Below are 12,574 nucleotides of genomic sequence, written 5' to 3'. Positions count from 1 at the left end.
GCTTGTCTCACTTTTACTTATGTTTGCCGCGTCTTATTAGCGCAGCTTATGTTGAATCTCAGCGGGCTTGGTTCGGGCCGACTTTGATGTTTTTGAGCATGTCGGTGACCATGGCCTCCAGACCGATCTTCGCCTGCCAGCCCCAGTCGCTGCGGGCGCGCTCGTCGTCCAGGCTGCGCGGCCAGGTATCGGCGATCTGCTGGCGGCTGTCGGGCGTGTAGGCAATCGTGAACTCCGGGCGCTGGGCGCGGATCGCTTCGTACAGCTCGCGCGGGTTGAACGACACCCCGGCCACATTGTAGGACGAGCGGATCTTCACCTGCTCGGCCGGCGCATCCATCAGTTCGATGGTGGCGCGGATGGCGTCGGGCATGTAGATCATCGGCAGGGTGGTGTCCGGACCGAGGAAGCAATCGTAGCGCTCGCCCTTGAGGGCCGCGTGGAAGATCGCGATCGCGTAGTCGGTGGTGCCGCCGCCCGGGGGCGACTTGTAGCTGATGATGCCCGGATAGCGGATCGAGCGCACGTCGACGCCATACTTGGCGTGGTAGTACTCGCACAGGCGCTCGCCGGCCAGCTTGCTGATGCCGTAGATCGTGGTCGGGTCCATGATCGTGTACTGGGCCGTGTGCTCGGCCGGCGTGTTGGGGCCGAACGCGGCAATCGACGAGGGCCAGAACACGCGCAGCGGCTTGCCCTGCTCGGCACGCTCACGCGCGACTTCCAGAATATTGAGCAGGCCGTCCATGTTCAGGGTCCAGGCCTTGAGCGGGGCCTTTTCGCCGGTGGCCGACAGCAGGGCCGCCAGCTGATACACCTGCGTGATGTTCCGCTCAGCGATCAGGGTGGCCAGACGCAGCTTGTCGAGCACGTCGACCGTGGTGTAGTGCTTGGCGTGGTACAGGTTGGTGGTGCTGATATCCGAGGCGATGACATTGTCTACGCCGAATTTGACCGACAAGGCCTCAACAAGTTCACTGCCAATCTGGCCGTTGGCGCCGATAACGAGAATACGTTCCATGGTGTTCCTTCAAGATCTTAGTTCTTCAAGACGCCCAGTTCGCGGCCGGTTTGCGCAAAGGCGGCCAGGACGCGGTCGAGCTGTTCGCGGGTATGTGCAGCGGAAAGCTGGACGCGCACGCGGGCTTGACCCATCGGAACGACGGGGTAGAAGAAACCCGACAGCAGCACGCCCAGCTCATACATTCGGGCGGCAAACTGTTGGGCGATCTTGGCATCGAACAACATGACCGGCACCACCGGGTGGGTGCCGGGCTTGATCGTGAAGCCCAGGGCTTCGATGTGATGACGGAAATAGGCGGTGTTCTCGTGCAGACGGTCGCGCAGTTCGGTCGAACGCGACAGGCGCTCGAGCACGGCCAGCGAGGCGCCGGCGATCGACGGCGCCAGCGAGTTCGAGAACAGGTAGGGGCGCGACTTCTGGCGCAGCATCTCGATCACTTCCTTGCGGCCGGAGGTGAAGCCGCCCATGGCGCCGCCCAGGGCCTTGCCCAGCGTGCCGGTGATGATGTCGATTTTGCCCAGCACATTGTGGTGTTCGTGGGTACCGCGCCCGGTCTTGCCCATGAAGCCAGAGGCATGGCATTCGTCGATCATGGTCAGGGCGCCGTATTTCTCGGCCAGGGCGACGATCTTGTCGAGCTGGGCGATCGTGCCATCCATCGAGAAGCAGCCATCGGTCACGATAATCTTGTGGCGCTTGTCGGCGGCGGCCTGCAGTTGCTTCTCGAGGTCGTCCATATCGTTATGGGCGTAGCGGAAGCGCGCGGCCTTGCACAGGCGGATGCCGTCGATGATCGAGGCGTGGTTGAGCGCGTCGGAAATGATGGCGTCGTTCTCATCGAACAGCGGCTCGAACACGCCGCCATTGGCGTCGAAGGCGGCCGCGTACAGGATGGTGTCTTCGGTACCGAGGAAGTCAGCGATGGCTTTTTCCAGACGCTTGTGCACGGTCTGGGTGCCGCAGATGAAGCGCACCGAGGACAGGCCGTAGCCGAACTCTTCGGTGGCGGCGATGGCCGCCTGCACGGTCGCTTCCTCACCGGACAGGCCCAGGTAGTTGTTGGCGCACATATTGATCAGCGTGCGGCCGTCGGCGCCCTGCACTTCCGCGCCCTGGCGCGAAGCGAGCACGCGCTCGGGCTTGAACAGGCCCTGTTCCTTCAGGGTTTCCAGGTTCTGCTGCAGGCTGCTGTAGAAAGCGTCTTTCCCACTCATGCTGTCCTCACTGGTCCGGGGCCGGCGCTTGACCGGCTGGTGAACAATGTGTACCGTAGATCGCGTTGTTCGACGATCGGTACGCGTTTCAATAAATCGAACGATAATTCAATATATCGAATACTACAGAAGCTTATTGAACTTCGCAACCATGAAAACAGCCGCTGCTCCGAATTCTCCGCCCGAGGTGGGCGCCACCCTGCAACGCCTGCGGCTGGCGCGCGGGCTCACGCTGGAAGACCTGTCCCGGATCGCGGGCGTGTCCAAGTCCATGTTATCCCAAATCGAGCGCGAGAAAGCCAACCCGACGATTGCGATCACCTGGCGCCTGGCCAATGCGCTCGGCGTCGGCATCGGCGAACTGCTGACGGCCGAAGTGCGCGACGTCGAAACGATACGCGTGGTCGACGCCCATGAAACCCCGACCCTGCCTGGCGCCCACGCCGGCTACACACTGCGCATTCTGGGGCCGATGGACTTGGCCGGTAAGTACGAATGGTACGAGCTGAGCCTGACGGCCGGCGGCGAACTGGCCTCGCAAGCGCACGACCCCGGCACGCACGAACATCTGACCGTGCTGCACGGCAGTCTCGAAATTGAAGCCGGCAATACAAAAAAGAAGCTGAAACAGGGAGCGACCGCCCGTTACAATGCTGATCAAAATCATACGATCCGCAACACGGGCAAATCCGAAGCCCGTGCGCTGCTGGTCGTCGTTCACCGCTGACCCATGAGCCAACCGAATCCGCTGCCCGGCGTACCGCTGATCGAATCGCCCTTCTTTGCCCGCATCTTCGCGGACCCCGCGTTCACCGAGGACGAGCGGCGCATCGCGCTCGACCTGAATATGCGCGGCTATGCCGTCATCGACGTGCCCGACCCCGAGTTCGCCGAGCGTGCCGAGCGCATCAAGGCCAATCTCGGTCCCCGTTTCGATCTCGACACCTGGCGCGCCGATCAGGCCCAGTACAGCCTGCGCCTGCAGGACGCCTGGGAGTTCGACGCCGATGTCAAGGCCCTGGCCGCCCATCCGGCCATTCTCGAGCTGCTGAGCAAGCTGTACGGCAAGCGCGCCTGGCCATTTCAGACGCTGAACTTCCCGGTCGGCACCCAGCAGCACTACCACACCGACGCCATCCACTTCCATTCGATGCCCGAGCGCTTCATGTGCGGCGTCTGGATCGCGCTCGAAGACATCCTGCCCGAGGCCGGGCCCCTCATGTATTTCCCGCGCAGCCACAAATGGCCAGTGCTGAGCAATGAGCACATCGGCCTGTGCGTGGCCGAATACGAAGGCAAGGTCAGCCAGTCGCTGTACGAGCCGATGTGGCGCGAGCTGGTCGAAGCCCACCAGGCGCGGCCCGAAACCTTCCTCGCCCGCAAAGGCCAGGCCCTGATCTGGGCCGCCAACCTCATGCATGGCGGCATGCCGCACCAGGACCGGACTCGCACGCGCTGGTCCCAGGTGACCCACTATTTCTTCGAAGACTGCGCCTATTACACGCCGATGCTGTCCGATCCGGCCTACGGGCGCATCTGCTTCCGCGAGCTGCGCAATATCGCCACCGGCGAGCTGATGCCCAACCGCTACGCCGGCCAGACCGTGCCGCCCCAGTTCATCGCCGCCACCGACTACGAGTACGCAATGTGGAACCGGGAGTTCGACGGCCAGGCCTATCTGGAAGCCAATCCCGATGTGGCGGCAGCCGGCGTCGATCCGCTGACCCATTTCAATGACCATGGGCGCGGCGAACGCCGGCCGCTCAAACCGCGGCGCGATCCCTGATTCAGATCGGCGCGCCCGGCGGCACGGTCGGCGCGGCGCGCAGCTTCAGGCGGGCCGGATCGTTCAGGTAGGCCAGAATCTGCTCGCGCGCCTGCTTGCGGCTGGCGCCAACCCCACCCTTGGCCGGATGGCTGCCCAGCCACTCGGCCAGACCCGCCAGCTGCTGACGCAGGCTGGCGTCCACCGGCGCATGCAGGGCGCGGCTATCGAGCGCCTGCAGCAGACCATCGAGCACCGTCCAGTTGGCTGCCAGTTGCACGGCCTCGCCGGCCGTCACGCTGGCCGGGATGGTCTCGCGCTTCCAGGTCGCCGCCAGCACCGCATCGACCACTTCCTGCACGCCCGGCTGGGCCGGATCGCGCGCCTGCTGCCAGGCCAGGCGGTTCAGACGCGCGCTGTCGAACAGGAAGCTGCCGACATGGCCGGCCGCCGCCTCGACGGCGGCAAAGGCATCGAATACGCTATTCATACGCGTGCTGAAATATTCGCGGTTGCGGGCGAAACCCGTGCCGGGCGGGGTCAGGATATCGAGCACGTTTGGCGGCAGGGCCAGCTGCTCGGCCTTCAAGCTATCGGCCAGACGCGTCAGGGCGGCGCGCTGGGTGGCCGCAGCCACCGGGCGGCTGCCTGCCTTGGCCATGCCCGCCTGCACTTCACCGGCCGTGCTGTTGTCGAAGCTGGCGCCACCGATCAGACGCGCCAGCGCCTCGGCCTGGTAGCGGTGCAACAGGTAGACCGGCACCAGACGCGCCTCGATCTGGCCCGTATCGCGCTCCGGCGGCAGCACCTGCATGCTGAACTGCTGCAGGCCCTTGGCGCGAATCGCCATCATGCGGTCCCAGGTCGCGATCGAATCAGGGCCGAAGTCCCACAGGATGCCGTCCGGATGGACCGAACCGGTCGAGCGTGCCTCGCCATCGGCCACATAGGCCATGCCCTTGGCGCGCGCCGCATTGCGCAAGGCTTGCAGACCAGCGGCCTCGTCCGCGTACTGGCCATAGATGGCTTGCACGATGTACTCATCCCACGGCCCGACGCCAACGCCATAGGCATTGGTCAGCGTGATCTGGCCGTCGCCGCTCAGACTCAGCAGCGGGTGCGGATAGTCCATCACCGAGCCATTGCCGTGGCGGCTCGCCGCGAAATTGTGATTGAAGCCGAGCGTATGGCCGACCTCGTGCGCGGCCAGCTGGCGCAGCCGCGCCAAGGCCATCTGCTCCGCCTGCTGACGAATGGTATCCGGCTTGCCGCCATACGGAGCCAGCAGGGTTTCGGCAATCAGAATGTCCTGGCGCACGCGTTGCGAGCCCAGCAGCACCGTGCCGCGGATGATTTCGCCCGTACGCGGATCGCTGAGCCCATAGCCATACGACCAGCCGCGCGTGGCACGGTGCACCCAGTTGATGACGTTGTAGCGGATGTCAGCCGGGTCCGCGCCCTCGGGCAGGATCTCGACGCGGTAGGCATCCTTGAAGCCCGCTTTCTCAAACGCACTGGCCCACCAGCGCGCGCCCTCGAGCAAGGCCGTGCGCACCGGTTCCGGCGTGGCGCGGTCGACGTAGTAGACGATCGGCTTTTTGACCGGGCTGCTGGCGGCGGCCGGATCGGTTTTTTCGAGCCGGTAGCGCACCTGCCAGTGCACGTCCAGCGCCTTGCCCAGCGGCGTAGAAAAGTCGAGGTAGCTGACGTCGAAGCCCCCCGAATACGGGTGGTAAGTGCGCGGCACATAGCCCTTGTCGGGCAGGCGCACAAAGCTGATGTGCTGGCGCAGGCTCAGGCTGGTGGGATCGACGGCCACATCGCGCACGAAATGGCCTTTGCCGCTGCCAGAAAAGGTCAGCAGCGCCTCGAGTTCGACATTGTCCGGGAAGCTCTTGGCCTGCTCGCTGAGCACGGCGCTGCGGCCGGCATCGACCGCATACGCGCCCTGCCCCGTCGCCGCGAGCTGTTCAGCGATGCCATGCCGGTCGCTCAAAAGCAGGCTGCTGAGGTCGACCACATCCGCCCCGCCCGCGCTCGACTGAATTTGCCCGGCCCATAGCACCGAGGCGGCGAAGGACTGGGTCGCGCCGGCGCGCTCATCCGGATCGAGGCTGTTGGCGGCAAAGCGCGTGTTCTCCTGCACCAGCAGCACCTTCTGCCCATGCTTCTCGAAATGCACGATGCGCGGCTCGGCCGGCATATTGCGGTCCAGGCCCACGTCGTTGGAGCCGAGCGCATAGGGCAGCGAAGTCGTCATCAGGAAGGGCTTGTGATATTCGCTCAGGCGGATCAGCACGCGCCCCGCGGCCGGGTCCGGCATCACATCAAACAAGCCCGGCAGCGTACGCAAAGCCGCCGGCTCAGCGGCCTGAGCCAGTGCGCCACTCAAGCAGATCAGGGAAATCAGAGTCTTCATCGCCGTCTTCAAATAGAAAAGGTCCGTCACAACATCCCAAAGCACACGCTCTTGCCCGCCAAACAAATCGGGGTCAGACCCCATTTATCTGGCCGGAAAAATGGGGTCTGACCCCATTTTTCTTGGAAGTAAAAAGGCCGGCTTGCGCCGGCCTTTGGGGATTACTTCACGTCCATGTTGAGGACCTTGGTCAGGAAGCCCCAGCGGTCGGCGACGTCTTCAATCTGCTTGCTGGTCGGCTTGCCGGCGCCGTGGCCTGCCTTGGTCTCGATGCGGATCAGCAGCGGGGCCGGGCCCTGCTGCGCCGCCTGGGCCGCCGCCGCAAACTTGAAGCTGTGCGCCGGCACGACGCGGTCGTCATGGTCGGCCGTCGTCACCATCGTGGCCGGATAGCAGGCCGGCTTCAGATTGTGCAGCGGCGAGTAGGCGTAAATGGCCTTGAACTCGTCCGGATTCTCGGACGAACCGTAGTCCGACTTCCAGGCCCAGCCGATCGTGAACTTGTGGAAGCGTAGCATGTCCATCACGCCCACGGCCGGCAGGGCCGCACCGAACAGCTCCGGACGCTGGGTCATGGCCGCGCCCACCAGCAGGCCGCCATTGCTGCCGCCACCGATGGCCAGCTTGGGCGTCGACGTCACTTTGTTGGCGATCAGCCACTCAGCCGCACCGATGAAGTCGTCGAACACGTTCTGCTTCTTCAGCTTGGTGCCGGCCTCGTGCCAGGCCTCGCCGTACTCGCCACCGCCTCGCAGATTGGCCACGACATACACGCCGCCCATTTCCATCCAGGCCAGATTGGCCGCCGAGAAGCCCGGCGTCATCGAGATATTGAAACCGCCGTAGCCATACAGATAGGTGGGATTGGTGCCGTCCATCTTCAGGCCCTTCTTGGCCGTGATGAACATCGGCACCTTGGTGCCATCCTTGCTCGTGTAGAAGACCTGGCGCGTTTCGTACTGGCTCGGGTCGAAGTCGACCTTGGGCTGGCGGAACACGCTGCTCTTGCCGCTCTTCATGTCGTAGCGGTAAATCGTGGTCGGCGTCGTGTAGCCGGAGTAGGAATAGAAGGTTTCGCTGTCGCTGGCCTTGCCGCCAAAGCCGCCGGCCGTGCCGATGCCCGGCAGGCTCACTTCGCGCACGATCTTGCCCTTGAGGTCGGCCACCTTGACCACGCTATGCGCGTCCTGCAGGTAGGTCAGCACGAGCTGATGGTTGACGATGTTCGCGCCTTGCAGCGACTGCGCGCTCTCGGCCACGATTTCCTTCCAGTTCGCTTCTTCCGGATGGCGGATATCGATGGCGACGATGCGCGAGCGCGGCGCCTTGCGGTCCGTGTTGAAGTAGAACACGGTGCCGACATTGTCGATGAAGTTGTAGCCCGCGTCGAAATTGTCGATCAGCGGCGTGACTTTGGCATCCTTGGCCTGCAGGTCCTTGTAGAAGATGCGGTATTTGCGCGCCGTCGAGTTGGTGACGGTGATGATCAGATAGCGCCCGTCGTCGGTCACCTGGCCGCCGAAGCCCCAGGTCTTCTGGTCCGGGCGGTCGTAGACGAGCACGTCCTGGCTCTGGTCGGTACCGATGCGGTGGTAGTAGAGCTTCTGGAACTCGTTGACGCTGGCCAGCTTGGTCGCCTCGTTCGGCGCGTCGTAGCGGCTGTAGAAGAAGCCCTTGCCGTCCTTGGTCCAGGAGGCGCCGGAGAACTTCACCCACTTCAGGTGGTCGCTCAGGTCCTTGCCGGTCTCGATATCGCGCACGCGCCATTCGTTCCAGTCCGAGCCCGAGGCCGCCGTGCCGTAGGCCAGCAGCTTGCCGTCCGGGCTGACCGCCATGCCCGACAGCGCCACCGTGCCGTCGGCCGACAGGGTGTTCGGGTCGATCACGACTTTGGGCGTATCGCCCAGCTGCTTGACCGTGTACAGCACCGACTGGTTCTGCAGGCCATCGTTACGGCTGAAGAAGTAACGGCCGCCCTCTTTGTAGGGCACGCTGAAACGCTCGTAGTTCCACAGCTTGGTCAGGCGTTCCTTGATCTTTTCGCGCGCGGGAATGGTGTTCAGAAACGCTTGGGTCACCTGGTTCTGCGCATCGACCCAGGCCTTGGTTTCGGCGCTGTTGGCGTCTTCCAGCCAGCGATAGGGGTCGGCCACCTTGGTGCCGAAGTAGTCGTCGATCTGATCGACCTTCTTGCTTACGGGGTAGCTCAAGCCCGGGCCGGTGCCGGGACAGGTCTGGGCCAGGGCCGTGCCGCCGAAGGCAGCGATGAGGCTGAGCACCAGGCTCGCGCGTCGCAACATCATGGACATCCTCTTTCGTTGGTGAAGTGAAAAGAATGCCTGATGATAGCCTGTTTCCTAAGAAACAGGCCCGATGATCTGTTGGATTTTTGAAAGCGGCGCGAACAATTATTTGGCTGTGGCGGCCGCCACCGGCGCACGCCAGCTGGCGACCCAGTCGGCCAGCTTGTCGCCGGGGATCGGACGGCTCATGTAATAGCCTTGGCCCTGGTCGCAGCCAAGCTCGGCCAGCAGGTGCCAGACGGCTTCGTTTTCGATGCCTTCGGCCACCACGCGCAGGCCCATGTTGTGGCCGAGGTCGATCGTCGAGCGCACGATCTTGGTGTCGCCCACGTCCTTCTCCATATTGAGCACGAAGGACTTGTCGATCTTCAGCTCGTTCACGGGCAGGCGCTTCAGATAGGCCAGCGAGGAGTAGCCGGTGCCGAAGTCATCAATCGACAGGTCGACGCCCATCGCGTGCAGGCGGTGCAGGGTCTGCTCGGCGCGCACCGGGTCGTCCATGATGGCGCTCTCGGTGATCTCCAGGCAGAACGACGAGGGCGACAGGTTATGGCGCGTCAGCACGTCTTTGAACTTGTTCGGCAGGTCCTGGTCGAGCAGGTCGCGCGTCGACAGGTTGACCGAGAATTTCAAGTTCAGCCCCTGCGCGGCCAGCGACTGGCATAGCAGGGCCGATTGTTCCAGCACCCAGCGCGTCAGCACACGGATAAAGCCGGTCTGCTCGGCAAACGGAATGAACTGGTCGGGGAACACATTGCCGCGCTCCGGATGCACCCAGCGCACCAGCGCCTCGACGCCAACCACGCGCCCCGTCTGCAGATCGATTTTCGGTTGCACATGCAGGCGGAACTCGTGGCGTTCTATCGCATGGCGCAGCTCGGTCAACAGCGACAGGCTCTGCGCGCTCGATTTGTCGATGGCGGCGTCGTAGACCACCGCGCCATCGTTGCGCAGCTTGGCCGTGTACATCGCCACCTCGGCCATCGACAGCAAGGTTTCGCCCGCCTCCGCATGGACCGGGAAACCGGCGATGCCGACGCCGGCGCCGATATCCACGGTCTGATCCTCGATCGACAGCGGCTCTTCGAGCGCGGCCAGAATGCGGTTGGCGATGCTGCGCGCATCCTCCAGACTCAGGCCCGGCAGCAGCACGGCGAACTCATCGCCGCCCAGGCGCGCCAGCTGGGCGCCCGGCGTGCTGGCCAGGGTCTGGCCGATGCGCTCGGCCACCTTGCCCAGCAGCGCGTCGCCAAACGAATGGCCCATCACGTCGTTGACGTGCTTGAAGCGGTCGAGGTCCATCATGATGACGAACACCGTCCGCCCGGCGCGGATCGAGTCGTTCAGCAGCAGCGTGAACTGGGCGCGGTTGGGCAGATTGGTCAGAGTGTCCCAATAAGCGAGCCGGCGGATTTCCTGTTCGCGCTTGGCGATCCCGTCGCGCATGGAGTCGAAGGCCTTGGCCAGCGCCCCAAGCTCATCGCCGCGGCGCACATCGATGTCGCCCGCGTAGTCGCCCTGCTCCAGGCGCTTGGCCGTGCCAGCCAGCTCCACCAGCGGCTGGGCAATGCGCTTGGCGATCCAGACCGCACCGACCCCAGCCAGCACGACGCCAATGCTGGACAGCACCAGCAGCAGGCGCTCCAGCGCCCGGTATTCCGACATGGCAGCGTCGACCGAGCGGGCCAGCAGCACCATGGCCGTGTCCTCATCATTCGCCCCCAGCGACAGCAGGCGGGCGCGGTACTGGGTGTCGCTGAGTTTGAGATCGAAAGCGCCGGCCGGCGCCTGACCCTGGCCGCCAAGCACGGCAGCCAGTTCATTGCTGGCTTCCGGCGGCAAGGTCGAGCCGACCTGATTCCAGCTGCCGTTGCGGCCATGGATCATCAGGCTGACGTCGATGGCGTCGATTTCCTTCATATTGTTGGCCAGCGTGCTGTCGATCGCAAAGCCCATCACGACCCAGGCGATGGTGACCGGCGCTTTCACCGGCATCACCACAATCTGGTAGGGCCGGCCATCGACGACGCCGATGGCGCTCGCACCGTCGAGCTGGTCGGCCTTGTCGAGCATGCCCATGACCTGCGTTTCAAGCGCGCCGGCCTGCATCACCCCGGTGGCCACGCGCACTTTGCGCTCGCCACTGATCAGCATGGTCAGCGCGGCCTTGGCGCGCCGGCCGTGGTTGACCAGCACCGATTCGATCGTGTCGCGGTCGGCCCCTTCGTCATTGCCGATGGCTTGCTTGAAGGCGGTGTCCTGGGCCAGCACCTTGGCGCTGTCGAGGCGCTTTTGCATGTTCTGCTCGAGCAGGTTGCGGAACACCTTCTCGCCATTGGCCAGTTCGGCCGAGATTGCGCGCACCGCATTGCTGTCGATGCCGACCTTGGTTGCGACCAGGCCGATCAGCTGGACCGCGATGATCAGAATCAGAAAGAAGGAGGCCATGCGGGCCTCCAGGCTGCGGAAGCGGATCATGTCAGCTGCCCTGCTCCGGCTCGCTTGCCGGCGGCTTCAGGGCGGTGCGGAACACCAGCGGTGGCAAGGCCTCGGCGCCTTTCACAGTCAAGCTCTGGTCCGGCGCACCCGCGCCCGCTTGGTTGTAGTGCCAGGCTTTCACCGCGTACTTGCCGCCACCCGGGATGTCGAGCGTGGCCTTGCCCTCGGCATCGGTCTTGGCGAACAGCGCCGTATCGACCACCTTCACATAGGCCACCATGCGGTCGTGAATATTGCAGCCGAGGACAACGACGCCCGCCTTGTCGAACACCTGGGGCGTGGCGGCCGTGCCGGAATACAGTTTTTGATCGAACTTATGGGCCGGCGAAAACGAATAGATGTGGTGCCGGACCTTGTCGTTGTTCGGGAAATTGATGGTGGTGCCAGTCTGCACCACCGTAACCAAGGGAATGAACTTCAGGCCCTTCTGCTCGATCGTCGCCTGTTTGCCGCCGCCCTTGGCCGGGGCGCCCTCCAGTTCGGCGAAGACAACAGCGTCCGCCACCGGTTTGCCGGCGCTGTCGAGCACTTGCACGGACAGCGGCGCGGCCAGGGATGGAACAGCGGCCAAGGCCGCCAGCAGGCAAGTCAAAAGTTTCATCTGCACACGGATTGTTTGCGGTCTCGCACATGTTACGTCAATGCGAGATTTCGCGTGCAGAACTTTTGTGCGGCGGACCTAGCGCTGGCGCGCCGCGCGCGCGCACCAGAACAAGGCCAGGGCTTCGTCGCGCTGGCTGCCCTGGCCTTTGGCGTACATGCCGCCCAGATTGCGCTGGGCCGCCGCGTCGCCCTGCAGGGCCGCCTTACGGAACCAGGCCATGGCCAAAGCAAAGTTCTGCGGCGCACCTTCGCCGCGCAAATAGCATTCGCCCAACAGGTTCTGGGCGCTGGCCAGGCCCTGTTCGGCGGCCCGGTAGAACCAGGCCAGGGCCAGTTCCGCATTGCGCTCGACCCCGTTACCGCGCTTGTAGAGTTGACCGAGATTCTGCTGGGCCGAGGCGTCGCCCTGCTCGGCCGCGCGGCGGAACCATTCGGCGGCCAGGCATTCGTCGCGCGGCACGCCGGCCCCTTCGTAGTACATGGTGCCGAGGTGGTTCTGGGCAAACGCGATGCCCTGCAGCGCGGCCTTGCGCAGCCAGCGGAAGGCATGTCCGTCGTCGCGGACGACGCCGCGCCCTTTTTTGTACATCAGGCCCAGATTGAGCTGGGCATAGGCATTGCCGCGCTCGGCCGCCTGGCGGAACCACAGATAGGTCTGAAGATTGTCGCGGGATATCGGTGAGGGTTGCATCGCATCCTCCGGCGCTGTCGTTGCCAAAAGCTTAACGACCGAGACTGCGCAAGCTT

General features: G+C 64.2%; 9 protein-coding genes. 2 read left to right on the top strand and 7 right to left on the bottom strand.

What is annotated here, in order from left to right; all coding sequences use genetic code 11:
* Window positions 1–58: 58 nt before the first annotated feature.
* Together LZ005_RS09910 and kbl are read right to left on the bottom strand one after the other, a co-directional pair.
* Window positions 59–1,021 (bottom strand): NAD-dependent epimerase/dehydratase family protein, encoded by a 963-nt coding sequence (locus LZ005_RS09910; protein WP_237807282.1) that lies wholly within the window; start codon window positions 1,019–1,021, stop codon window positions 59–61.
* 17 nt (window positions 1,022–1,038) lie between these two features.
* Entirely contained in the window at window positions 1,039–2,238 is a 1,200-nt protein-coding gene (gene kbl, locus LZ005_RS09905) for a glycine C-acetyltransferase (RefSeq protein ID WP_237807280.1), read from the bottom strand.
* Window positions 2,239–2,389: 151 nt separating this feature from the next.
* Here kbl and LZ005_RS09900 point away from each other — a divergent pair, with 151 nt between their 5' ends.
* Together LZ005_RS09900 and LZ005_RS09895 are read left to right on the top strand one after the other, a co-directional pair.
* Window positions 2,390–2,965, top strand: coding sequence for a helix-turn-helix domain-containing protein (locus LZ005_RS09900; RefSeq protein ID WP_237807260.1), 576 nt, complete (start codon window positions 2,390–2,392; stop codon window positions 2,963–2,965).
* Window positions 2,966–2,968: 3 nt separating this feature from the next.
* Window positions 2,969–4,024 carry a phytanoyl-CoA dioxygenase family protein gene (locus LZ005_RS09895; RefSeq protein WP_237807252.1) on the top strand — a complete coding sequence of 352 codons (1,056 nt, stop codon included), beginning with the start codon at window positions 2,969–2,971 and terminating at the stop codon, window positions 4,022–4,024.
* A gap of 1 nt (window position 4,025) precedes the next feature.
* Here the strand turns inward: LZ005_RS09895 and LZ005_RS09890 are convergent, their stop codons facing one another.
* The 5 genes from LZ005_RS09890 to LZ005_RS09870 all read right to left on the bottom strand — a co-directional run bounded on the left by LZ005_RS09890 (window position 4,026) and on the right by LZ005_RS09870 (window position 12,518).
* On the bottom strand, window positions 4,026–6,422 hold the full coding sequence (locus LZ005_RS09890; RefSeq protein ID WP_237807250.1) for a zinc-dependent metalloprotease: 2,397 nt from the start codon (window positions 6,420–6,422) through the stop codon (window positions 4,026–4,028).
* Window positions 6,423–6,583: 161 nt separating this feature from the next.
* Window positions 6,584–8,725: a prolyl oligopeptidase family protein gene (locus tag LZ005_RS09885; protein WP_237807248.1), complete on the bottom strand. Its 2,142-nt coding sequence runs from the start codon at window positions 8,723–8,725 to the stop codon at window positions 6,584–6,586.
* Between the two features lie 105 nt (window positions 8,726–8,830).
* On the bottom strand, window positions 8,831–11,173 hold the full coding sequence (locus tag LZ005_RS09880) for a bifunctional diguanylate cyclase/phosphodiesterase (protein WP_237807241.1): 2,343 nt from the start codon (window positions 11,171–11,173) through the stop codon (window positions 8,831–8,833).
* A 31-nt stretch (window positions 11,174–11,204) separates the two neighbouring features.
* A complete protein-coding gene (locus LZ005_RS09875) occupies window positions 11,205–11,825 on the bottom strand; it encodes a methylamine utilization protein (protein ID WP_237807239.1) in 621 nt (206 codons plus the stop codon).
* Between the two features lie 78 nt (window positions 11,826–11,903).
* Window positions 11,904–12,518, bottom strand: coding sequence for a tetratricopeptide repeat protein (locus tag LZ005_RS09870; RefSeq protein WP_237807232.1), 615 nt, complete (start codon window positions 12,516–12,518; stop codon window positions 11,904–11,906).
* Window positions 12,519–12,574: the final 56 nt, after the last annotated feature.

This window comes from Massilia sp. TS11 (assembly GCF_022012445.1).
In the GTDB taxonomy this organism is placed as follows: Bacteria; Pseudomonadota; Gammaproteobacteria; order Burkholderiales; family Burkholderiaceae_D; genus Telluria.
This window is presented reverse-complemented; position numbering and strand designations above follow the sequence as displayed.